Origin of the sequence: Halalkalibacterium halodurans (assembly GCF_005671335.1) — a bacterium.
In the GTDB taxonomy this organism is placed as follows: domain Bacteria; phylum Bacillota; class Bacilli; order Bacillales; family Bacillaceae_D; genus Halalkalibacterium; species Halalkalibacterium halodurans.
On record NZ_CP040441.1, the window covers coordinates 2,421,878 to 2,445,398 of the forward strand.

At 44.1% G+C, this 23,521-nt stretch carries 26 protein-coding genes and 1 pseudogene; 4 read left to right on the forward strand and 23 right to left on the reverse strand.

Going from position 1 to position 23,521, the window contains the following annotated elements; all coding sequences use genetic code 11:
• Positions 1-20: 20 nt before the first annotated feature.
• From FED51_RS11685 to metA, 4 genes are all read right to left on the reverse strand, one after another.
• A complete protein-coding gene (locus FED51_RS11685) occupies positions 21-1,238 on the reverse strand; it encodes an EAL domain-containing protein (protein WP_053431023.1) in 1,218 nt (405 codons plus the stop codon).
• Positions 1,239-1,430: 192 nt separating this feature from the next.
• On the reverse strand, positions 1,431-2,063 hold the full coding sequence (locus FED51_RS11690) for a flavin reductase family protein (protein ID WP_041821615.1): 633 nt from the start codon (positions 2,061-2,063) through the stop codon (positions 1,431-1,433).
• 26 nt (positions 2,064-2,089) lie between these two features.
• A complete protein-coding gene (locus FED51_RS11695) occupies positions 2,090-2,947 on the reverse strand; it encodes an alpha/beta fold hydrolase (RefSeq protein WP_010898435.1) in 858 nt (285 codons plus the stop codon).
• Positions 2,948-3,096: 149 nt separating this feature from the next.
• The gene (metA, locus tag FED51_RS11700) at positions 3,097-4,008 is read right to left on the reverse strand and encodes a homoserine O-acetyltransferase MetA (RefSeq protein ID WP_010898436.1); all 912 of its coding nucleotides are present in this window, start codon (positions 4,006-4,008) and stop codon (positions 3,097-3,099) included.
• A 121-nt stretch (positions 4,009-4,129) separates the two neighbouring features.
• Here metA and FED51_RS11705 point away from each other — a divergent pair, with 121 nt between their 5' ends.
• On the forward strand, positions 4,130-4,804 hold the full coding sequence (locus tag FED51_RS11705; RefSeq protein ID WP_053431022.1) for a reverse transcriptase-like protein: 675 nt from the start codon (positions 4,130-4,132) through the stop codon (positions 4,802-4,804).
• Positions 4,805-4,956: 152 nt separating this feature from the next.
• On the opposite strand, the gene FED51_RS11710 is transcribed toward FED51_RS11705, so the two are convergent.
• From FED51_RS11710 to FED51_RS11755, 10 genes are all read right to left on the reverse strand, one after another.
• A complete protein-coding gene (locus FED51_RS11710) occupies positions 4,957-5,829 on the reverse strand; it encodes a PHP domain-containing protein (RefSeq protein ID WP_053431021.1) in 873 nt (290 codons plus the stop codon).
• An 11-nt stretch (positions 5,830-5,840) separates the two neighbouring features.
• On the reverse strand, positions 5,841-6,323 hold the full coding sequence (locus FED51_RS11715; RefSeq protein ID WP_010898440.1) for a DUF4352 domain-containing protein: 483 nt from the start codon (positions 6,321-6,323) through the stop codon (positions 5,841-5,843).
• 113 nt (positions 6,324-6,436) lie between these two features.
• Positions 6,437-7,255 (reverse strand): NAD(+) synthase, encoded by an 819-nt coding sequence (gene nadE / locus FED51_RS11720; protein ID WP_010898441.1) that lies wholly within the window; start codon positions 7,253-7,255, stop codon positions 6,437-6,439.
• A 59-nt stretch (positions 7,256-7,314) separates the two neighbouring features.
• Positions 7,315-7,632: a hypothetical protein gene (locus FED51_RS11725; RefSeq protein WP_010898442.1), complete on the reverse strand. Its 318-nt coding sequence runs from the start codon at positions 7,630-7,632 to the stop codon at positions 7,315-7,317.
• A gap of 126 nt (positions 7,633-7,758) precedes the next feature.
• The gene (tlp, locus tag FED51_RS11730) at positions 7,759-7,989 is read right to left on the reverse strand and encodes a small acid-soluble spore protein Tlp (RefSeq protein ID WP_010898443.1); all 231 of its coding nucleotides are present in this window, start codon (positions 7,987-7,989) and stop codon (positions 7,759-7,761) included.
• A 55-nt stretch (positions 7,990-8,044) separates the two neighbouring features.
• Complete coding sequence (locus FED51_RS11735; RefSeq protein ID WP_010898444.1) at positions 8,045-8,476, reverse strand: acyl-CoA thioesterase; 432 nt, start codon at positions 8,474-8,476, stop codon at positions 8,045-8,047.
• Positions 8,473-10,800: an AAA family ATPase gene (locus FED51_RS11740; RefSeq protein ID WP_053431959.1), complete on the reverse strand. Its 2,328-nt coding sequence runs from the start codon at positions 10,798-10,800 to the stop codon at positions 8,473-8,475. Before FED51_RS11740 ends, FED51_RS11735 begins: the two co-directional genes overlap by 4 nt.
• Positions 10,801-10,971: 171 nt before the next feature.
• On the reverse strand, positions 10,972-12,579 hold the full coding sequence (locus FED51_RS11745; protein ID WP_053431020.1) for a copper resistance D family protein: 1,608 nt from the start codon (positions 12,577-12,579) through the stop codon (positions 10,972-10,974).
• A 1-nt stretch (position 12,580) separates the two neighbouring features.
• Complete coding sequence (locus tag FED51_RS11750; RefSeq protein WP_010898447.1) at positions 12,581-13,150, reverse strand: copper resistance CopC family protein; 570 nt, start codon at positions 13,148-13,150, stop codon at positions 12,581-12,583.
• A gap of 93 nt (positions 13,151-13,243) precedes the next feature.
• Entirely contained in the window at positions 13,244-14,524 is a 1,281-nt protein-coding gene (locus FED51_RS11755; RefSeq protein ID WP_010898448.1) for a glycoside hydrolase family 18 protein, read from the reverse strand.
• A gap of 107 nt (positions 14,525-14,631) precedes the next feature.
• Here FED51_RS11755 and FED51_RS11760 point away from each other — a divergent pair, with 107 nt between their 5' ends.
• Positions 14,632-15,270 (forward strand): TVP38/TMEM64 family protein, encoded by a 639-nt coding sequence (locus tag FED51_RS11760; protein ID WP_010898449.1) that lies wholly within the window; start codon positions 14,632-14,634, stop codon positions 15,268-15,270.
• A 61-nt stretch (positions 15,271-15,331) separates the two neighbouring features.
• On the opposite strand, the gene FED51_RS11765 is transcribed toward FED51_RS11760, so the two are convergent.
• The 6 genes from FED51_RS11765 to acnA form a co-directional block, all read right to left on the reverse strand.
• The gene (locus FED51_RS11765) at positions 15,332-15,826 is read right to left on the reverse strand and encodes a VanZ family protein (RefSeq protein ID WP_050768979.1); all 495 of its coding nucleotides are present in this window, start codon (positions 15,824-15,826) and stop codon (positions 15,332-15,334) included.
• Positions 15,827-15,979: 153 nt separating this feature from the next.
• A complete protein-coding gene (locus FED51_RS11770; RefSeq protein ID WP_010898451.1) occupies positions 15,980-16,120 on the reverse strand; it encodes an acid-soluble spore protein N in 141 nt (46 codons plus the stop codon).
• A 46-nt stretch (positions 16,121-16,166) separates the two neighbouring features.
• Positions 16,167-16,304 carry an FbpB family small basic protein gene (locus FED51_RS11775; protein WP_138090543.1) on the reverse strand — a complete coding sequence of 46 codons (138 nt, stop codon included), beginning with the start codon at positions 16,302-16,304 and terminating at the stop codon, positions 16,167-16,169.
• A gap of 75 nt (positions 16,305-16,379) precedes the next feature.
• Positions 16,380-17,078 (reverse strand): DUF421 domain-containing protein, encoded by a 699-nt coding sequence (locus FED51_RS11780; RefSeq protein ID WP_053431019.1) that lies wholly within the window; start codon positions 17,076-17,078, stop codon positions 16,380-16,382.
• Positions 17,079-17,086: 8 nt separating this feature from the next.
• A complete protein-coding gene (locus tag FED51_RS21145) occupies positions 17,087-17,236 on the reverse strand; it encodes a hypothetical protein (RefSeq protein ID WP_010898454.1) in 150 nt (49 codons plus the stop codon).
• A 183-nt stretch (positions 17,237-17,419) separates the two neighbouring features.
• Entirely contained in the window at positions 17,420-20,143 is a 2,724-nt protein-coding gene (gene acnA, locus FED51_RS11785; protein WP_053431018.1) for an aconitate hydratase AcnA, read from the reverse strand.
• Between the two features lie 266 nt (positions 20,144-20,409).
• Here acnA and sspO point away from each other — a divergent pair.
• Together sspO and FED51_RS11795 are read left to right on the forward strand one after the other, a co-directional pair.
• Positions 20,410-20,565: pseudogene (gene sspO, locus FED51_RS11790) on the forward strand (small acid-soluble spore protein O); the annotation flags it as partial.
• A 28-nt stretch (positions 20,566-20,593) separates the two neighbouring features.
• Positions 20,594-20,731: a small acid-soluble spore protein P gene (locus tag FED51_RS11795; RefSeq protein ID WP_010898457.1), complete on the forward strand. Its 138-nt coding sequence runs from the start codon at positions 20,594-20,596 to the stop codon at positions 20,729-20,731.
• A gap of 41 nt (positions 20,732-20,772) precedes the next feature.
• Here the strand turns inward: FED51_RS11795 and FED51_RS11800 are convergent, their stop codons facing one another.
• The 3 genes from FED51_RS11800 to FED51_RS11810 all read right to left on the reverse strand — a co-directional run bounded on the left by FED51_RS11800 (position 20,773) and on the right by FED51_RS11810 (position 23,515).
• Positions 20,773-21,261, reverse strand: a complete 489-nt coding sequence (locus tag FED51_RS11800; protein ID WP_053431017.1) for an acyl-CoA thioesterase — start codon at positions 21,259-21,261, stop codon at positions 20,773-20,775.
• 375 nt (positions 21,262-21,636) lie between these two features.
• Positions 21,637-21,975, reverse strand: coding sequence for a hypothetical protein (locus FED51_RS11805; RefSeq protein ID WP_053431016.1), 339 nt, complete (start codon positions 21,973-21,975; stop codon positions 21,637-21,639).
• Positions 21,976-22,102: 127 nt separating this feature from the next.
• The gene (locus FED51_RS11810; RefSeq protein ID WP_053431015.1) at positions 22,103-23,515 is read right to left on the reverse strand and encodes a YfcC family protein; all 1,413 of its coding nucleotides are present in this window, start codon (positions 23,513-23,515) and stop codon (positions 22,103-22,105) included.
• Between the last annotated feature and the right edge of the window lie 6 nt (positions 23,516-23,521).

Sequence of the window (23,521 nt, forward strand, 5' to 3'; positions counted from 1 at the left end):
CTGATAGCCGATCTCGCTTTTTAAATCAAGCCATCTTGTTCAAACAAATATTGGTATGGAATATCTAAATACACATAGAGATTGTCTTTGATTGGGTATGCATACGTACGAATTCGTTCATCCCGTTGAATATCCGAATAAAGATCGGACAAAATGCCTCTCTTTTCATAGTTCATCCTTACGATGTTCTCCAGAAAATAGGGACGCCAGCTCCAGTTTTTATACCGACCTTCTCCCCGTAGCTTCCATTCACCGTTTTCATCTTTTTCGGCATTGGAGGATTGCTGGAATCCATCTCCATCCGTAATGTACACTCGAAAGGCAAACTCATCACAATCTTGAGCAATCGCCAGCACCATCTCATCATACGAGGTCATATGTTCAATTCGTTTTAACGTTATCCTTAACTGTTGATTCGCTTTCTCCGTTAACTGAAGCTGGGCCTCCATTTTTTTTCGCTCGTAAACAATGAAATGATGAAAGTCCTTTTGTAGTTTCTCTTTGCACAGCTCTCGGTCGACGAATGTCTCTCTTGGTGGCGCTAAATACAAGCCTTGATAGTAACGCCCACCGTTACGCCACGCATAGTTTAGTTGATTAAACTGCGAGATTCCCTCAAACAGCAAAGTGGCTCCAATTTTTCGCGTAAGCATGGATAATGAATGATGCACTTCCTGATACATTTGCGAAAAAGCCTCTTCATGAAACCGTTCTAAGTTAACCTTTACGATATTCGGCTTTAATAGAGCGAGCCGATCTAAGTTCGCTTCAGACAAACCGACATCATCGATACTCATTCGAATTCCTAAGCTTTGAAAATACATAAACACATGTTTTAAATCGTCTAGGTGGCCGTCGAGTTGCTCCTCTTTAATTCCGATGATCACTTTCGTCAAATCTAGGCCTTGCTCTTGATAAAATTCGAGTCTTTTTAATACGTTTTCCCCGTTTGTTTTAGCCAGCAGCACTCCATTATATTTCAAACAAAGAATGAGCTGATCATCACCAGCTAAATAATGCTCCAAGGCTAGCGTCTGTACATGATCTTCTAGCTCTAGCCTATACTCGTCTGGGATGGAAGTGTCATGAAAAAACCAGCCAAGGCTTTCCTCTCCCTCACTTCCCTCATAACGGGCCAACACATCATAAGCGACAACCATTTGGTTATCTGCACTAACGATTGGTTGATAGTAAGGCAACACTTTCGATTTGTTCATCAACACGTCTAACGGGTCCATCGATGCATACACCTCCTGCGCAAACGAAACAAAAATCAAACGCTAGGAAACACAGTTGTTTCTACTAGTGTTTGACATGATGACCTAGCAATCAGCGCTCATATTCCATTCTTATTTATTATAGCATAGCACCTTTAAGAACACCGTTCTTTTGCTCTCCGTAAGAAAACGAAACAAGCGACCTTGGCGGCCTTACTCTCGATTCTGTGAAATGGTCGGACGATCAAGTGAAAATGTCTCACCATATTTACCGTATTCATTTCCTGCCAACCGGCTAACAGGCCGTAACGCTTCTGTATCAATTCCACCGTCTTGAAATAGGTCATCTGCTACTTCATAATGGACGACCCGACCAATCAAAAAATCAGCAGCAGGTTCGCCGCCTTTCCCGCCGATCGGGATAACATTCTCCACTTTACATTCGAGACGAATACGACTCTCTGCTAAAGAGGGGACGCTCACGACCTCACTAGGGACTTCTGTTAATCCTGCATATTCAACCTCGCTTTCCTCCGGAGGAAGAGGAATCGAACTCACATTCACCGCTTCAACGTTCTGTTCATCGACGACATGCACGACAAATTCACCTATTTCTTGGCCATTTCGCGCTGTGTCTTTTGGTGTCCCATCTGGCTTACGACCCACTGAAATGCCAATGAGGGGCGGTTCGGCGGTCAATACATTATAAAAGCTAAATGGCGCAGCGTTTACGACTCCCGCTTTACTTTTCGTCGTCACGAACGCAATTGGCCGAGGTAGAACAGCACCAATGAGCAATCGATAATTTTCTTTTCTGCTTAACGAGTCAGGATTTAACTTCATCAACATCACCTCGCTTTCATGCTATCAAATCATGAGAAAAAAGAAAACTGGCGACGTTTGCGAATAAATCGATCGATCGCCTTCATGATCTCTTTCGGTCGTTCCTCGGGTAAAAGGTGACCTGTGTTTTTATAGACGATCAACGATGCGTTTGGCAAATCACTTGCTAACCGCTGACCAATTTTTACAGGTATGACGCGATCTTGCTCCCCCCATAACAGTAGAACGGGATGATGAATTTTACGTAACTCTTCCTTTGGCAAATCACCTTCCCGTTGGCGCATTAAACAGAGGAGCGCATCATAAAACGTCTCATCAGCTAACGGCAACCGGTACATTTCCACCGCTTCATTGTTCACAATCCCCTTATTATAAACGACTTGCTGCAATGCTTTCGTTACATCTTGCCTTTGGACGTACCATTTGACCATTTGACGCAAGAATGGGATATAAGACAAAAAATAAAATGGGCGCTTCACTCGCTGCAAATACCCTGAACTTGATAACAAAACGAGCCGCTTCACTAGATGGGGCTTCCATTTCGCTACATAAAGAGCCACCTGTCCTCCCATCGAATGACCAACAAACGTCACCTTCGAAACATTGAGCTTTCTCATTAGAGCCACCATAAGCTCTGCATAGCATTGAAATGAGTAGGTAAACGTGCGCCCTTTCCCACTACGTCCAAAGCCAGGTAAGTCAACAGAGATTACCCTTCCCCGTTTCGCTAATAACGGCATAAGCTTTCGATAACTGTAAGTAGAAGAGACAAAACCGTGAATCAAAAAAAAGGTTTCTGTCGATTGATTTGATGGAATTTCTGCTACATAGACTTCCGTCCCGTTCACGTAATAGGTTGTTTCCGTCATTAGTCCGCGTCTGCCCATTTGCCTTCTCCTTTACAATCGAACGATCCTGCATCCTATCCTGTATTCTTAATGTCTACGTTCTGAAAAATTCCATTCATGAAAATAGCATCTTTTTTCAAATTATGGAAGAGAGCGCATTTAAAAAAACGAACGGGAGATTCCGCTCGTCATCTGGATAAATCGTAAGGGGTTTCTTGATATACGTAGTAGTTTAGCCAGTTGGAAAACAGCAAGTATGAATGGGCTCTCCAGCGCAGTAATGGCTTTCTAGTGGCATCGTCATTTGGAAAATAGTTTTCCGGCACTTGAATGTTCAACCCACGCGCCCGATCTCGCTCATACTCTTGCTGCAACGTACAGGCATCATATTCCGAATGACCTGTGACAAAGATCTGTTTTCCATCCTTCGAAGCCACAATATATACGCCTGCCTGCTCTGATTCGCTTAAAATTTCAAGGTCGGGATGGGCTTCGATCTGCGCTTTGTTAATATCGGTATGCCGGGAATGGGGAACGTAAAATTCATCGTCAAATCCTCTTAACAATTTCACGTTCGGTACATTTATTTTATGTGGATATACCCCAAATTGTTTTTCTGGTAATGGAACCTTTTCAACGCCATAATGATAGAAGAGGCCAGCCTGTGCACCCCAACAAATGTGAAGCGTTGACGTGACATTCGTCTTGCTCCATTCCATGATTTGCTTTAATTCATTCCAGTAATCCACTTCATCATATGGGAGTGTTTCAATTGGAGCACCCGTTATGATCATTCCATCAAACTTCTTCTGTTTGACCTCGTCAATCGTCTGATAAAAAGTTTGTAAATGATCATAGGATGTATTTTTGGAAATATGGGTATCTGTATACATAAATGAAACTTCCACTTGCAATGGTGTATTTCCTAAAAGACGCAGCAGTTGTGTTTCCGTTGTTTGTTTAATCGGCATTAAATTTAAAATGACGATCTTCAGCGGCCTGATATCTTGTGAATACGCACGACTTTCAGCCATCACGAAGATGTTTTCTTTTGTTAAAATTTCTTTCGCTGGAAGGTTGTCTGGGATTTTAATTGGCATGATGTTCTCCTACTCCTTTACGTTTATCTTTTTTTGTATGTATATATAGTACCCTTCCCTTTTAACTAATAAAATTACCATGAAATAAGAAAATTCGCAATGATCAAACGGAGGTATTTTCATGAAAGTGCAAATCGAATGGATCTATAAACACCCGAATCGTTCAATCACCCATCCATTTACAAGCGGGGACATGAGCCTTACAGAAGCACTCCAAGTCGCTGACGATCTGGAGCGAACGGGGCGAGTAAAATCGTTAACGTTCCGAGATCATAAAGGGGTGACCTGGTCAAAGAAAGAGCTACTCCGTTTAACAGAAGAAAAGTCGACCACCGCTCATAACATTCGTTGTTACTGTGATGGTGGTTATGATCGTGAGACCGGCTTGGCCGGCATTGGGATTGTCATTTATTATACACAAAATGGAAAAGAATTTCGGATCCGGGAAAATCAAGTGCTACAGCAGATCCAAGACAACAATGAAGCAGAGTACGCTGCACTTCTTGCTCTCTTCCAGCGCCTTCAAGCGTTAGACGTTCGTCACGAGGATGTCACCATCTACCTTGATTCATTAGTCGTGCAAAAACAAGCATCTGAGGAATGGCCTGTGTATGAAATGCATTATCATACATGGCTTGACCGGATGGAGCAAATCATTTCATCCCTCCATTTGACTGTTCGCTATGAGCTCATTTCAAGGGAGAATAATCAAGAGGCCGATCGATTGGCGACGCAAGCGTTAGAAGGGACCATGGTGAATAGCCATGCGCAAAAAGAAGGCCAGCATTATAAATGATGACCTTTTATCGATTAGAAATTTCGTTGCCTATTTAATCGAATAGGAAAAACTGCGCTTCCCGCCAAATCATCCTATAGCGAAAGCCCGTGTTTCCTATCCTTTAGCCCTTTATAGTAAATTGACTTTAAGTGACAAAAGACGAGGAGCGATTACGCCCTCGTCTTTTTACGTTCCAAATCGTGCAAAAGTTCATAGGTCAATTGATCAGGTATTCTCGTCGTTCCAAGAGGGGCTGCCGTCCGGCCATATGATTCATGATGGAAATCCGAACCTCCTGTACGTAGCAGCCTTCTCCCCGTTTCCGCTTCCATCCTCTTACATAGCTGTTCATAGTGTGCGACTACTTCGCGAGAATGATCCCTGTGATACACTTCGATTCCGTCTAATCCATACTCTCTCACCCAGCCGATCAACTGATCATCCAAATCGTAATAGCCAGGATGAGCTACTATGGCCACACCGCCTGCTTGGTGGATCCATGCAATCGCCTGTTCGACGGAAATGTATTCTTGCCTTTTAACATAGCAAGGTCGTCCCTCTGCTAAATAGTGCTCGAACGCCTCCTGAACTGAACGGACATAGCCTTTGTCCATCAACGCTTTAGCCACATGTGGGCGACCGATCGCCCCTCCATCCGCGTAACGAAGGACGGCGTCTTGTTCAAGGGGGACGCCGGCCGCTTTTAGCTTCAGTAAGATCTGTTCTAATCGTTGTTTTCGAATGTCCTGCTGCCGATCCAGCCTTCGCTTTAACGTATCGTTTTTCCAATCGATCCCATAACCTAGCATGTGAACACTCTGACCCGACGACTTCGTTGATAGTTCAATTCCGGGAATCAAGGTTAAGCCAAGCCTGTGAGCTGTCTGCTTGGCTTCTTCAATCCCATTGACTGTGTCGTGATCGGTTAGCGCAACAAATTTGAGGTTCGCTTGATGGCATTTCTCCATTAGTTTCGTAGGCGAATATCCCCCGTCGGAGGCGGTCGAATGCATGTGCAGGTCGCTGTTTCTGGAAAGGCTCATCTTCCATCTCCTTATGAATCAATCGTAATCTCCCATGATACTTGTCCCGTGCGAAGATGATCTGTGTAAATAAGCTCATAGCTCGTGTCCACAGGTACTTTAAAGGCAATTTCGCCACGATTCTTTCGATCAGGATGAAGCTGTCCACCTAGGATACCCTTTGTTTCAACATTTGACGCATGAGGATGAGCATACCCTTCGGAATCTACGAGCGTAAATTTATACAAAGCGAATTCTTTTACTTCGTTGCTCGTATTTTCAACGGTTAGATCAATGATCACTAGCTGCATATCCTCTTCATCTGCTAGGTCTTCCACTCTCGCTTCATTTAACGAGATTTTTAGATCGTTTACTTCCTCCACATGCGAAGAACTGGCTGAAGCCAAAGCACTGTCTGATCCTTGAACCTCTATCGGTTTATCGGAACGTGTAAAAGAAATCACGCCTACTAGAACAGCAAATAGAATCGCTAAAATGGCAAGCTTTCCTTTCATATCGTCCACTCCTTAACGCTTCTATCTGTCATTGTTTCAACCTGTTTACAAACAGGATCGAACAAGCACTAGTATAACGTTATGAGCGAGCTGTGAGAATCATACCGATTTCCCTATTTCCACCACGAATCAAAAATCGTAACAGGTAACTGCCGCTTATGTTCAGTCGCCAAATATCTTGACTCAATTTTTTTGCGAATGGCATCATGTACTTGTTTTCCTTCTAAATAATCGTCTAGTTGCTCATATGTGAGTCCGAGCGCTTCCTCGTCAGGTAAACCAGGACGATCATCTTCTAAATCAGCGGTCGGGGCCTTTGTATACAAATGGGTCGGGGCACCTAGTTCTTTTAGTAGAGATTTCCCTTGACGTTTCGTTAAACCGAACAAAGGAGCTACGTCGCAAGCACCATCTCCATGCTTTGTAAAAAATCCAGTAATCGCTTCGGCCGCATGATCGGTCCCGATCACGAGGCAGCCGTAATGAGCACCTACATCATATTGAGCTTTCATTCGCTCTCTCGCCTTCGTATTGCCTTTATTAAAATCGCTTAGCACTTCTCCTGTCGCTTGTTCAAACGACTTAGTTGAAGCGTCAACGGCGTCTTTAATGTTGACAGTGATCGAGCGGCTTGGCTTGATGAAGGCAATCGCATCCTGTGCATCGGCCTCATCCTTTTGCACACCGTACGGAAGGCGAACGGCAATGAAAACATATGAAGTGTCCTGCTCCTCTTCATTTAATTCATCGATCGCCATCTGTGCTAACTTTCCTGCAAGCGTTGAATCTTGCCCACCAGACAGTCCGAGAACATATCCTTTTGCACCACTATGTTTTAAATAGTTTTTGAGGAACGTAACCCGCTTTCGGATTTCTTCCTTCGGTTCTACCATCTGGGAAACGTGAAGTTCCTTTATTATTTGCTGTTGCATAATAACCTCCTACACAAACAATCTGTCCATTCTTATCGTAAATGAGCCGCGGTTTTGATTCAATCAGAATCCTTCGGTTTAAGCGAAAACTTTGTCAGATGATCTTCCAAACCTTCCTGTAGCAAAATGTCCACTTGCCGTTTCCCTAGTAAATCAAAGTGCGGGAAATCGACCCGATGATGGATCCATTCTTGTTTCAGTCCATACTGCTGTCCCCAGCATGTCAGCTTTTTGAGATCACGACACGCTACCTTTGTTACGGTATGGCATTCAGGAAAGCGGGAATCTAACCAGTAGTGGGTTAAAAACGCAATTTCCCCTCGGCTCGCTTTTTTCTTCCATTCCAGTAATTGTCGTCGATTAATTCCAAATGCCATCTTCTCCCGCTCCTCCTTTCTATTATGATAGCACGTCTTGCCCTTCTATTCGAAACACTTGGCCTGTCTGCAAACCATTTGATAAACAAAAAAACCGCACCTTTTTGTCGATGCGATTTCTTTGTTTTAGACTTCATCGTCATTGATTCGTGCACTTTGCTCATCTAAAATTTCTGATTCAAAAGCGTCTAAGCTTTGCTTACGCCGGTTGTTTTTTTCTTCTGTCCGCTGGCGCTCTTCAGCGTTCATCTCTTCATGGGCGAGCGCTTCGTTTGCTGCTTCCATCTTCGCCTTCGTATTGCGAACCATTTGTTTCAGCCGCTCAACATTGTTGTTACGATTATCAGGGTTTGCCATGGGTCATCCTCCAATCATTTGCCATTAACCCTAGTATTGCATCGCTGTTTTTGTTTTATTCGCTAGCCGTGATTCGCAAATACGCTTCATGCCACGCGGGAAAGTGTTTACGAATGGCAATAGGTCGGAACGTATCTTTCTTCACACAGACGTGCGTACTTGAGCCTGTTACACATGTCACACCTTCTCCATTGACCACCTCATAGCCATATACCACCCGCAAACCATCATATTGCTCCACCCACGTATGGATCGTCACCGTTTCTCCGTAGTGGACAGGACGCTTATAAGAAGCATGAATATCGGCAACTGGTGATAATACCCCGTCCTTTTCCATATCCGCATAATGAAACCCCATTTCTTTAATGAGTTCACCACGCCCTAATTCAAACCAGATGAAATAATTTGAATGATGTACAACGCCCATTTGATCTGTTTCCGCGTATCGCACGTCAATGGCTGTTTTTGTTACAAACGGCCTTTTCATCTGACGTCGCCTCCCTTCTCTTCTATAAAATCCCTTCCCGTTAATGTCATTAACTGTTCTTCGCTAATGTCTTCTTCTATTTCTGTGATTCGTATCGCTTGCCGTTGGATCGCCCGCTCTAACAGGTCGACAGCAAAGCGGCCATTGCTTGGATGGCCTGATTCAGGAAGAAGTTGTCCAACTTGACGTCTTGCTTCTTCATCCAGATGATAGCCATATTGTTCGCTGTGATAGTCAATCATCGCTTGAAGCTCTGCTTTCGTATAGTCAGCAAACGTGAACACCTTTTTGAACCGACTTTTTAGCCCTGGGTTAGCCGTAAGGAGCTCCTCCATTTCCTTTGGATAGCCGGCCATAATAACGACGAGGTTTTCCCCTTGCTTCGTCATTTCATCGACAAGGGTGTCCACTGCTTCTTTTCCGAAGTCTTGTCCTCCTTTAAACAGGCTGTACGCTTCATCAATAAACAAAACACCCCCGAGGGCATCACGAATCCGCTCCTTCGTTTTTAGCGCCGTCTGCCCGACAAAGCCTGCAACGAGGTCACTTCGGCTAACGATGGAAACATGGCCCCGCTTCAATAACCCAATCTCCTGTAATGCCTCGGCAAACAGCTTAGCCACCGTCGTTTTCCCTGTTCCAGGATTGCCTGAAAAAATCGAGTGAAGCTGAATAGGGATCGTCGTCATTCCTTTGTCTCTCCTCATTTGCTGGACCTTAGCAAACGAAGTCAACTGTTTCAGTTCACGCTTGACGTCAGCCAAGCCGATCAGTTGCTCAAGACGATCGATGGCTCCCTCTTCTTTCTGCTCGTCATCTTCCTGCAAAAAGTCCGCTCTAGTTAGCAAAGCGAAATCCTCCACATGGGCTTGATCTAGCTGAACCTTGGCTCCTTTTTGAAAAATTGCGTTCATTACGATATTTTTTACCGTTCGGCCATTTCCAAATGATTCGTCGACTTGCGCCTCTTCAATCCGTTGCTTTAACGCTAGGCGAGCACCGTCAGTCAACGTAAAATCATTATCAAGAGCCACTTGCTCCCCAATCAGTAGAAGCTCGTCGATCGAGTAATCGGAGAGATGAATTTGGTTTTGCTCAGGGAAACGGCTGCGTAGGCCAGGGTTGGAACGGAGAAATTGCTCCATTTCTACAGGATAGCCAGCTAAAATGAGCGCGAATGTCCCTGCATACTTCCCGCTCGTCATCGCAGCTACAAGCGTGTCAATCACCGCTTGTCCGTAATCATTACCAGAAGCCCCTTCACGCTTCAAACTGTAAGCTTCATCGATAAAAAGCACACCGCCTGCCGCTTTTTCGATGAGCGCCTTCGTGTTTTCTTCCGATTGACCGACAAACCCGCCTACAAGCTGGGAGCGATCTACTTCTAACACTTCATTGCGCTCTAGCAAGCCGAGCTCATAATAGAGTTGGGCAAATAATCGCGCAAGCCGCGTTTTCCCAGTCCCTGGATTTCCCGTTAAGATCATATGCAGGCTCATCTCATCGAGAAATTGATAGCCTGCTTTTTTCCGTTCCACTTGATATTTTAAAAATTGATAATGATGGTGAACCCTGCGCTTCACATCTTCTAAACCGACCATCTTTTCTAGTTCATCTAGTGGAGAAGAAGGGGGTCGTGCTTCCTCTTCCATTTGGGCGATTACCTGTGTCCATTCACGATGAAGGGCTTCAATTTCCTCAACAGCTTGGCGGATCTGCTGAAACTGACTTTTCGAATAATACACCCCGCTTACTGAATGAGCATACTCTTCTGTAGCCTTCACAATAAACAGAAGTGGTTCCCGAAGTGAGGTAAAGAGCTTGTTTAATTGCACAAACGCCTGTTTCTTATGTTCATCCCCGGTAGCCTCTGCCCCTTGTTGGCCATGATCAAGAGCCTTTCGGTAAGAAGACTCATGCTCAAAAAATTGCTCCGCCAACTCAAAATAACGGAGGGCTGTTTTCTTTTTAACCGTCCCGTGGTCCGTCTCACGAATCGTTGGGAACGTGGCGGGTAGAGGAAGATCTCTTATCGCCTCAATCACTTGCTGAAGTTCCAATGTCAACAATCGCGGGTTCTCAGGTTCTAGGTTGAGCCCTTCATCTAGCCACTGCTTCGTTCGCTTATCCGCTTCTCCTTTACGCTGCAAACGTGCACCTGCGATTAAAGCCAATAAATCGGCTTTTCCCTTTGTGTACTGCTCATTTTCTTCTAACCACGAAAGCCATTGCAAGCCCCTCGCTTCAGAAAATACTTTCGTTCCATTCAAAAACGCTTGCAACTCGGCTTCAAATTGTTCGATTGTTCGTTCGTTTTGACACATCGCTCTGTTCCTTTCTACTTCCACCAGCAACCATTATCTCTTTTCATTTGTGATCGTGCAGCTTGTCCTGCTCTCTCACCGACATATAGTATAAGTGTAGCAATTTTTACCGTTATAGTGAAATGAAAAAGGCAAGCCCATACATAATGAGCCTACCTTCTTACACCTTTCTTAATGGCAATAAACCCCTTGTTCAACACCTGCTGGCAAGAATTGATCAACCTTCGTTCCATCCTCTGCAAGGAAATCGATCACTGGCTGACTCATTTCAACATCAGACTGATAGACATGGTAGAACACGCCATTCGTCAATTCTGTTACGTAGGAACCATCCTCATAGTGTAATTGCAGGCGGACCGTTTCCTTTGGTTCCTGAATCATTCCGAATGTCACATATGTGTAGTTGCTACCCGTCTGCTTCCATTGACCATCCGTCACTTGGAAGGTGCGAATTTTCATTGGTTCGTCATACACAGACGTCCCACCCACAGTCAGCATAGCTGCTGGCAAGCGATAAAAATCACCTGTTTCCGAATCAATACCTAATTTCTCAATGACAAAATCATGGGCATTGACCGTGTAAATAACGGTCGTCGTCTCTTCGGTCTCATCCTCTAATACTATGTCGATACTCGTCTTATCTTCGTACGTTGCTTGAATGGCCGCTTCCACCGTTGGATATCTTGTTTCATCCACGAGAATACTGACGGGCGTGACACTCAGCATGAGCCCAACATATAAAAGGAGTGATATCGTTAAGCCACTCGTCGTAAAGACGAATAGTGAATGACGGCGCAACGACAAGACACTAACGGCAAGCCCGATCATTGCGAGAATCAAACATGCAATTCCCGGGCCTGTCGGGCTTAGAGTCAACTGCTGAAACACAGACAGGCCTTCTGGATGAAAGAGCAAAAATGACCATGCTGGCGGTTCCACTTGCATTGTTTCAGCCACTTCATGGGGAGGTGTTTGTCTTGTCATGAAAGCAGACAAAAAGAAAACAACACATCCAACGACAGATTCAATCCGAATGGAACGTTGCACAACAGAAAGAGGCTTTTCCGCTCTCAACCAAAGAAGGTGGCGCAGGCCAAACAAAAGCAATGGGAGAAACAACAGATGTTTCATGAGCAAAAATTGACCGTAAGTTAACGCCCAAGACGGGACGTACTCAGGAACAATATCGTTCATCAACAAGAGCCCCGACACACTAAGGACCGCAACTGCACATACAACCATGAGTGAAAACCAGCGATGAAATTTTAAACCATCGGTTAAAGGTCGAGCCCCCCAACCGACCATTAATAACGTTCCGATCCAAACGGCACTAGCAAGCAAGTGGCTCGTATTTAAAACAAAACCTTGCCACCCTAAGAGTGCCGTGCCGTGACTAACCCAGCTAACGGAAACAATCAGTAACAATACACCGACAAAAAAGAGATTAGCGGTGACTCGCTTCTCTGGAAACAAGAGCAGGACACCTAGGAAAACAGTAACCGTAAAAACAACGAACCAGCTCTGGCCAACTGGATGCTGAATGATAACCGTGCTGGCTGCTTCTTGAAAGCTAAGGGAAAATTGTGATTGAACAACCCTTACCACTTCATAAAGTTGATAAGCAAGGAGAAGAGGGATCGCACTTAGCGCTAGAGCGATTCCTCTTGAACGAACCATCAGCACAGGTTTGTAAGCAGTCGGAACGATCCTAAGGACCGCATGACCTATCAGCCATGCGAATACGATAAATAACATCCCACCGCTCATACCACTAAGCATGTTACTTTCTTCTCCGTAATTGCTTGATAACGATGGCAATAGCTATTAGCAAAACAGTCCCAACGAAAGGCAAAATGAAGCGAACATGGTTGCCTTCCGCTAATGGACGCTCATCTTCAGGACTAGTCTCTTCATTTACTGGTTCTTCGCTTTGCTCTGGCTCATTATCGCCTTCACCTTCTGTTGCTTCCTCTACCGGCTCAGTCTCCTCACTGACAGCTTCCACAGTAAAAGAAAAGCTCCCTTCTGTTACGTGAGTATCCGAGCCAAGAACTGTCCATTCCACTGTATAAACACCCGCTTCTAGCGGGGTTTCCATGACGATCACCATTTCTTGATCCCCTAGATCAATCGAAGCCACTTCATGTTCATGCCCGTCCTGATCAAAGACTTGAGCTGAACTTGGTGATTCAATCCCACCATCAAAATAGAGATGGATGTTGTCAACTAAGTCTGTCACCGTTTCTCCGTCCTCTGGCTCGGACGATGAAACATATGAGTGACCGTAAACGGTTGAAGTTGGGATTATTAACCATAAAACAAGCATCATACTTAACGTACGTAATCTCATGTCTTCCTCCTAAAATACGAATGATTCCATATGCTTTTCATAGCTTACCAAATCTTTAGGAGAAAGAAAAGGCAAGTGACTTTGCCTAAACATTCATATTTTCCGTACGCTGAAATGCTCTTGGATCAGCAACCAGTTTTGCGGAATTTCAATGCGTAACACCCAATAGCTCACCCCGCGAAGGCCAAGCTCTTTAACAAGTTGAAATTTTGCTTCGATACTCCGTGCATCCTCAAACCAAACTTCGTGATCTCGTCCTTCCACGTCCCGATACGTAAAAAAAGGAGATTGGGCCGTTTCGTCATATTGAATCGTTGCCCCGTACCGAGCGGCAATTAGAAGCGCTTCTTGCGGACTAATCGCTCGGGCAAATTCGCCTCCTGGCTCATACGGCAAAGTCCAGTCATAGCCGTAGAGCGGGATGCCCATCATCACTTTATTTGCAGGCATCACTGATACTGCATATTCAACAACACGCCGCACTTGGTCGAGCGGAGCAACAGCCATGGGCGGTCCGCCACTCCATCCCCATTCATATGTCATGAGCACTGTGAAGTCAACAATTTCTCCGTGAGCAGGGTAGTCATGGGCTTCATACCACGCCCCAACTTGTTCTGGACCCACTTTTGGCGCAAGTGCTGTCGATAACGTATAACCTGTGGCTCTAAGCCGGTCTGCTGCTTTTCGCAAAAAAGCATTATAAGGCTCACGATCTTCTGGTCGTAAGTGCTCAAAATCGATATTTAGGCTCCGATACCCTTTTTCTTCCATGACGGAGATCGCTTCTGTTAGCACTTTATCTTGCAACGCCTCACTTTGCAAAATAGCTTCCCCGAGTTCTGGATTAAAGTTATCACCTTCGATATTGGTTATGACCAGAACAGGAGCAATGGCAAAAAGTGCACTTGCTTCAAGGGACGGCTCATCTGGAACCGGTATCAATTCTCCTTCCCTTGTCACTTGATAGCTAAAGACGGAAACGTATGTGAGCCATGGACCTATTCGTGAAATGACTCGAGGTTCCGTTTCTAGAGGAGGCCTCGGTTCAATATAGCCATTGACTTCGATTTCCGTTTTCGGCTGTGGTGGCAAATACAAACGTAAGCCTGGCTGGAGCGGTTCGTTAACATTTAGCTGATTGATTTGCGCAATTTGCTCTACCGTTGTATTAAACCGTCTAGCGATCGAATACAAGCTGTCGCCCGGCTGTACAAAGTAATAGCGTCCGACAATCGGAATGACCATTGTTTGACCTGGAACGAGCGTGTCAGGGTTCGGGATTTCATTGGCCATGATCAACTCATTCGCGTTAACACCGTACAGATTCGCGATCGAAAATACACTCTCATTTTCTTGCACCACGTGAATTTGCATACGGTCCCCCCTTTTAGAAATGTGACAAAACCGTGAATCGTTCCCTACATCCCACAATTTATGCGACAATGGAACTGTTCATGAACAATGAAGTAGGTGTAAAAGAAATGGTAAAAAAACTATTCATTCTTATAAGCTACGGGGTCATAGCAGCACTCATTTACCTTTATGGAGAATGGTTGCTCGAATGGATTCAACAAGGTGGTGCTCGTTTCATCTTCTTGACCGTGATCATTGCCACGTTACTTGCTCTTTTCCCGATCATTCCATATCCAATCATTGGCGGTGTTCTTGGAGCAGCCTACGGCCCGTTCCTTGGAAGCGCGGTCACATGGATCGGTTCCTCGCTCGCATCGATCATTATGTTCATGTTTGTTCGGTATGGCTATCAAGATTGGGGGCTTTCGCTGATCCGACGCTCGGACCTAGTAACAAAAGTAACCGCCATGTTTGAAAAAAATGCCTTTATGGCCATATTTATTACACGCCTAATCCCCATCATTCCTTCAATCATTGTTAACATTTATTCCGCGCTAAGCCGCGTTTCGTTTATAAACTACAGCATCGCTTCTTCTCTTGGGAAAGTGCCATCGATGATCTTGTTTGCTGTTGTAGGGAACTCGATTGCGACAAACCCATCCCAGCTCCTTTGGATTGCCCTCTTCTACAGTAGTTTTCTCCTTATCGTCTGGATAGGATATCGAGCGTGGCAACGAGTGGCTCTGCAAAAACAAGCAAATATTTGACCGTTTGTCTCTAATATATAGTTAAAAAGCTCCCGTGCCTATCCGGCTATTGGGAGCTCTGTCATATATAATGTTTCCGTTTGTTGTCACTAGGAGCAATATAGTGAATTCGCGTAGCAAAAAAAGCAAAGACAATATACAGAACAGCACCAATCCAAGCTCCAACCGTATTCAAGATGACATCATCCACGTTCGCCACTCGATACGTGAACAAAAATTGGTTCGTTTCAATGAATAGGCTAAATAAACAACCAAGCCCTACAATTGTTTTCAGCTTGTGGATTTTTTTTACTGCCATCGGTAATAAAAACCCAAACGGGATAAACAACAACACATTTCCGAGCAAAATACGAATCGGATCCCATATATCTGGACTGAACACAGAAATGCGATAAATGCTCCGCAACGGCACTAAGTTGTAATTTCGCCCTCCAGGCCCTTCTGGTCCAAGGGAAGCTCCATAGTTCCATGCAAATAACGTTATATATAAGACAACGATTAAATATAGCAAGAAAAGGATGGCCCATCTCTGTTTGTTCTTTCTGTTCGTCACCATCTACACTCCCTTGAATTTAAGAGGACTGTCCCTATTATTTCGTGTTTTTGTATGGAAAACAAGCTTTTTTTATAGTAAATAACCGACAGGAACAAACAATTCCCCTACAAAAAATAGCAGCCTTGATCGCTTTTTGCGGTCAAGGCTGCTATTTCAACCTTTCGGAGGGATGTATTGGGGGTTCTCATTCCCTTTTGTGTTCATCTTTTTCCCTTTATTGGCATCTGACTTTCTCGGCTGGGTTCCTAAGTGATCTGGGCGAAACTGGGCAGAACCATGTTTCATCTTCGCCATATGAGCACCTCCTTTTGTTCTTTAGATTTTGAAGGAGGTCTTTCTTCTATCCGTGCAATTTTTTACTTATATGTCGCTGCTCCCATCGCTCCTCGATTTTCTCCATCGCCTCTTTATCATTTAAAAGCTGATCTCTGTTTTCTGAAACTAACTCTTGAAATGACAATTTTCTGATTTTTTTCATGTTTCCACCTCTTTCATTTTTAAACAGTATGGCAAATGAGGTGGAAAAGTATACATTTTTGCACGTGCTATGGACTTATTTTCTGCTCAAATAAATGGATTGTGTCTCATCAATCGTCATTAAGAAGACATCTTGCTGAGTCACTCCATATTCAGCTAATTTTTCTCTCAACCAATTGAGATTACCAACTTTCTTTACATTTGCATGGACGATCCGCCCATCTTCAATTAACACACTCTGATATCCTTTATCCTCAGGGTGCTGTCCCATATCATTTGGTGTTAACGCGTCATATTGAGATTTTTTAATGACGCTAATCGCTCCATTCATTTCGAGAATCGCATAATCCACTTCATTCAAGTCAGTCGCTCCTGCTTGACGAAGACCCATTAGAAGTTCGTCGACGGTTATTTTCGCCTTACGAAGTTGTTCCTTCAAAATCTGTCCATGACGCATGATAATAATCGGCTCATCTTCAATAATTCGTCGAAATCGTGGAGTTCTTAAAGCGATTATCGAAAGCATTAAATGCAATCCTGAGATAATAGCCGCAGCAACGACCGGTCCTGCCATTGGTAACTCTCCATCAACAAGAGGTTCACCTAAAACATCCCCGATGACGACGGCAAAAATAAAATCAAGTGCATCGATTGAGCTCATAGAGCGCTGTCCAAGAACCTTTACGATTAAAAAAATATACAAGTAGACAATAAGCGCACGAATAATAAACCCATACAACGGTAAGGTTTCTGTCCCTTGCCAAAAGTCAAACATACTGTTATTTACTCCTTTGCAAAAAATGCGTCTTCGTCCGCTTTGTTTTTCATCCCCATTTTCCCTACCTCCATCTCGGCATATGTGGGGATAGGACGCGACTTTTTCTCTTTGCCTTGCTCTTGATTTTTTACTTTTTTATTGGTTGGTTGATTCATGGGGCTTCACTCCTTTTTCTCTCCCGTTATTGTGTAACATTTCGTTTGTTTTTATAATATAGTACGTGAAATTATCAAAATAAACTTAGCTTATCGCTCTTTCTTTATCGAGGTTAATAAAGAATGTGTCAATTGAATATAAAAAGCTCAGCCCTCTATAGAGAGCTGAGCTAAAATCACACATTACTTTTTGATTTGGGTAAATTTGTTACGAAGAACCATTTGTAAGATTCCACCATGACGGTAGTAATCTAATTCCACTTCACTGTCAAAGCGTACGAGAACATCAAATTCTGTTTTGTTGCCCGCTTCGTCCGTTGCTACAACCTTTACCGTTTCACGCGGCTTCACATCGTTTGTAATGTGGACTTCAAATGTTTCTTTTCCTGTTAAGCCAAGAGACTCAGCATTGTCGCCTTCCTTAAATTGAAGCGGAAGAACACCCATAAGGACGAGGTTGCTACGGTGAATACGCTCGTAACTTTCAGCAATAACCGTTTTAATGCCGAGAAGGTTCGTACCTTTCGCTGCCCAGTCACGAGAGGAACCCATACCATAATCTTTCCCTGCAAGAATGGCAAGACCTGTACCTTCCTCTTTATAACGCATCGCAGCATCATAAATGCTTGTGACTTCTCCCGTTGGCCAGTAAGTCGTGTAACCACCTTCAGTTCCTGGGGCAATTTGGTTGCGAATTCGAATGTTTGCAAACGTTCCGCGCATCATGACTTCATGGTTACCACGACGAGATCCGTAGGAGTTGAAGTCTTTCGGTTCTACCCCTTTCGAAATTAAGTACTGACCAGCTGGTGTATTTTTACCAATCGCTCCTGCTGGAGAGATATGGTCAGTCGTCACTGTATCTCCAAATTTACCGATGACACGCAAACCAGAAAGTGGTTTAATTTCTTCTGGATCTGGTGAAAGATCTTCAAAGAACGGTGGGTTTTGGATATATGTTGAATCATCATCCCACTTATAAAGCGGTTCATCCGTTGTTTCGATTTCATTCCAACGTTCATTGCTCGTAAAGACATTTTCGTACTCTCTACGGAACAATTCAGGTGTAACTGTTTCTTCAACGACTTTCTTAATTTCGTCAGCGGACGGGAAAATGTCGTTAAAGAAAACATCGTTGCCATTTTTGTCTTTTCCAATTGGATCGTTTAATAAATCAATGTCAACCGTACCTGCAAGAGCATAGGCAACAACAAGCGGCGGTGATGCTAAATAGTTCGCTTTGACGAGCGGATGGATCCGACCTTCAAAGTTACGGTTACCTGAGAGAACAGATGTCACGGTTAAATCGTTAGCGGCAACCGCCTCTTCAATTTCATCCTCGAGAGGACCGGAGTTTCCGATACATGTCGTACAGCCATAACCAACGATGTTAAAGCCAATTTGCTCAAGGTATGGAAGTAAACCAGAATCACGAAGATATCCTGTTACGACTTTTGAACCAGGAGCAAGCGACGTTTTAACATATTCAGGCACATCTAGACCAAGCTCAACCGCTTTCTTTGCGACAAGCCCTGCTCCGATTAGCACGTATGGGTTTGACGTGTTCGTACAGCTTGTAATCGCTGCAATCGCAATCGAACCTGTGCGCATGGTTGTTTCACGACCGTCTTTAAACGAGACTTTCACTTCTTTATTAAATTCATCTTCTGTTAACCCAAGGCCTTGTGTTCCTTGTGGTGCCACAACCGCACGGTGGAACTCCTCTTGCATTTTTGAAAGAGGAATAAGGTCTTGCGGACGTTTTGGACCGGAAAGGTTTGCCTCGATTTTTGAAAGGTCGATTTCAACAACGTCTGTGTACGTTGGGTCTGGTGTTTCACCAGGCACATAAAAGAGGCCATTAGCTTTGCAATAAGCTTCTACAAGCTTGATTTGCTCTTCAGAACGACCGGTGAGACGCATGTAATCTAACGCTTCATCATCAACTGGGAAGAATCCGCATGTTGCTCCGTATTCTGGTGCCATGTTCGAAATTGTCGCGCGGTCTGCTAACGGCATTTCGGCAAGGCCTGGACCGAAATATTCCACAAATTTTCCAACTACTTTTTTCTCGCGAAGCACTTGTGTAACTTTTAAGGCAACATCTGTTGCTGTCGTTCCACTCGGTAAAGTTCCTGTGAATTTGACGCCAATTACTTCTGGAACTGGGAAGTAGGACGGTTGTCCAAGCATTCCTGCCTCAGCTTCAATTCCGCCAACACCCCAGCCGAGAACCCCGAGCCCGTTAATCATCGTTGTATGAGAATCAGTACCTACAAGAGTATCAGGGAACGCAACTGTTTCCCCATCCTGCTCGTTCGCATGGACAACGTTTGCAATATACTCAAGGTTTACTTGGTGAACAATTCCGGTTGCCGGTGGTACAGCACGATAATTGTTAAATGCTTTCTTCGCCCAATTTAAAAACTTGTAACGCTCTTCATTTCGTTGAAATTCCAGGTTCATGTTGAACTCAAGGGAATCGTTCGTTCCGAACTTGTCCACTTGTACAGAGTGGTCAATGACGAGATCAACTGGAATCTCAGGATTGATCTGATCTGCGGAACCTCCCATGTCAGCCATCGCTTTACGAAGTGACGCTAGGTCAACGACAGCCGGAACACCTGTAAAGTCTTGCAAAATGACACGTGAAGGTTTAAACGGTACATCGATATCCTTTAATTGATCAGTACCCCACTTTGCAAGGTTTTTCACATGTTCTTCCTTAATCACATAGCCGTCATATTGGCGCAAGACGGATTCAAGAAGAACCTTGATGGAATACGGTAACTTGGAAACGTTACCTTCTCCCGCCTTCTCTAAGGCTTCCAAGGAATAGTAGTGGTACGTTTTTCCGTCTACATCGAATGTAGATTTGGCATTAAACACATCGTTTGTCTTTGTCATATGCAGTCCCTCCTCCAAACACTATCATACCGTAAGCTGTCAAAATTGTCTAAAATACGACTCATGGAAAATTGGATGCTGACGCAAAAAAAGAAAGCGCTTTTAACCCTTTGCGACCTTTTTCCTTCTTAAGAATAGCAAAACTTCCTTCAAGAATAAATGGATTTTCAAAATTTTTTCACGATAAATTAAAAACAGCGGACAAAGTACGTAAAATGGAGCAAATGGTTCACACTATCTGTAGGAGGTGAAATGATGGTACGTAAAAAAGCAAAGCAAACCATTCCCGTCCTGGAATGAACGCAGCTAAAGCTCAAGGGAAGGATGCGGGCTTAACATCTCAATTTCACGCGGAAATAGGACAAGAGCCGCTCAATCAAGCTCAGAGGCAAAACAATAAAAAGCGAAAAAAGAACCAATAGCTTATTTGAAATAGGGGGGAAGAGTGAAATGACCGAGCGACATACAGCAAAAGACATTCGTAAAAATGCACCGAAAGGCGAGAACCCTGGACAGCCTGAACCTTTATCAGGGTCAAAAAAAGTGAAAAAGCGAAATCATGTCAGCCAAACAAACGGGGAAGGCTGAGAATGAAGGGACTGGACCGATTCGGTCTTAGTCCCTTTTTTCTAACGTTGATGATTTTTTTGCATTTGGCGGCGCCGTTGGCGAATCTCATAGCGCTCTTTTGCTCCTTCGTAGTGCCATTTTTCCTCTTCTGTTGTTGGCACGACAGGAGGAATTTCCGCCGGTTTACCGTCTGGATCTAATGCAACAAACGTTAAATAGGATGTAGCCGTTAAACGCCGTTCACCTGTTAACAAGTCCTCCGCTTCAACTCTGACGAACACTTCCATCGATGTTTTTCTCGTATACGTCACAATGCCCTCAAGACAAATCGCTTCTCCTGTACGAATAGGGGAAATGAAATCAAGGCTGTCGCTCGATGCCGTGACTACTTGCTTGCGACAATGGCGCATCGCAGCAATACTCGCCACTTTATCCACGTAGGCCATGACATTTCCACCGAAGATCGTTCCATGGTAGTTCGTATCTGGTGGTAACACAATATCAGTCATCACCGTAAGCGATTCACTTGGACGTTTTCCTTCCTTCATCAGGATCTCCTCCTCTCAATTATCATGTCACAAAATGAACAAGTCATGTCTTATGTAAGAGATATTGGTTTTTTATAACCACAAAAAAAGCACCGATTGCGGTGCTACACCGGACACTCGTCGATTTTCTCTTTCGCAAGATGAACTCTGCTAATGGATCTCTTGTGACGACCTGTGATGGCTCCTCCCCTATTGTAGGGGATGCTAGTCGGAGATGCAATATTAGCAACCGTGTTCAACACTCAAAAATGGTCTCTACGAATTAGTTATATTCGAATGGAAAACCACCAAGCCTTAATGGCGGACACTTTCTTCCGCTTCCCTCTAAGCCCCTACTTCAGACGATGATTGTGTCTGTGTGACTAGCATCTGTACTTATTCGTTTCTCCGGCTAGCCCGTCTTCTGGCGATCACGAAAAATGGCAACGGAATGACGATCCACGCAGCGTTCTTCAACAAACTGTTAATTGCGCGCTGTCGCTCCATCGCTTTTTCTCGTTCCTGTTCTAACTCATATTCTTCCATAAGCTGGGCATCTGTTTTTTCTATTTCGCCTTCTCGCTCTTGATTCACCATTTTGTAGTCGTGAAAACTCATGTAATACGGGGTTGGTGCAACGAGATCTGTCATGTTCATGGCCACTGCGACAGCTCCGCCAATCATCATGACGAGCGTGATAAACATCACCGCGTAATAATAGACAGAACGAACCAAGGGACCACCTCTTTTCGGTGAATATAAAGGAAATGGATCTCTCCTTCTTCCATTATATATGAAAAGGAGAAGAGAATATATCTTTCTTTCCTTGAGTCCGTTCATTGATTTTTGGCCTAACCAATTATTAAAATGGACCCCAATTAATCGCATGGGCGATGACTAAGTAAAAGCAGCCGATCGTAAACCAAGCTATAAGTAATGGGAAAATAAATTTTACCCATTTTCCGTAGGACACTTTAGCCGCTGCCAATGTCGCAACAAAATACCCTGACGTTGGAAAGATAATATTAGATAGCCCATCCCCGATTTGAAAGGCAAGAATGGCGGTTTGCCTTGTCGTTCCAACAAGATCAGCTAACGGAATCATGATTGGCATCGTAATTAAGGCTTGTCCACTACCTGATGGAACGAAAAAGTTAAACAATCCTTGCGTCACAAGCATGCCTAATACCGTAATGGAAGACGGCAAGCTACTGATCGCATGGGATAGTCCATAAATGATCGTATCAATCATTTGCGTCTGCTCCATAATGATCGAGACCCCGCGGGCAATTCCAATGATCATTGCACCCATTAATACGTGTTGAAAGCCTTGATTAAACGCTTCACTAATTTCATTTCCACTTAGCCCAGCCACAAGACCGACAATGATCCCCATCGCTAAAAAGTAACCGGCCAGCCCGATAAAGTCCCACTGGAAGTTCAAGACACCGTAAATCATTCCGATGAACATAAGAATGACAATGAAGCCAGCTACTTTCCCGCGGGAGCCTATCTCATATGTTTTTTCTTTTTCATCACTGACTAATTCTTTATATTCCATTTGTTCTGGGTGGTTCTCTAATTTTTTTGCATAAAACATTAAAAATATCACACTTGATAGCACAATCGTTGCTAAAACCATTAAACGAAAGCCGACCCCTGAATAAATGGGCAATTCCGCAATTTGCTGAGACAAGCCGACAGTCCCTGGATTGGTCAGAGCAGCTAAAAAACCTCCTGTCGTCGACGTGAGGGCGATCCCTGTAGCTAACATCCGATTGTATCCAAGCTTGATCATTAAAGGAATTAAAATCGGCACATAGACTAAACTCAGTTCCGGTGTACCGATAAACGCAGTAATCATGGAAAAGGTGACGACGAGAACCGGAATGACCATCACCTTTTGTTTCATAAACGTTCTCGTTAGCCGATCAACACCGTAGGCAATAATTCCTGTTCGATTGAGCACCATGAACGTTCCACCAATCATAAACGTGAAAAAGACTACAGGTGCGGCTCCTACCATTCCATTGGGAATCGCTGTTAAGAAACCCATGATGCCTATTTGTTCTCCTTCAATAAAGGAAAACACCTCTGGATTAATCATCAGTCTTCCCATCGGTCCTTCGACTCGTTCGTATTCTCCTGCTGGTACGAACAAAGAGGCGATAGCCATCATGGTGACAAACGCAAACAAGATGACATAAATATGAGGAAACGTAAATTTTTTCGTCTGGCGTTTACTCGCTTTTCCGATCGGTACGTTAATAGACATCTGTCT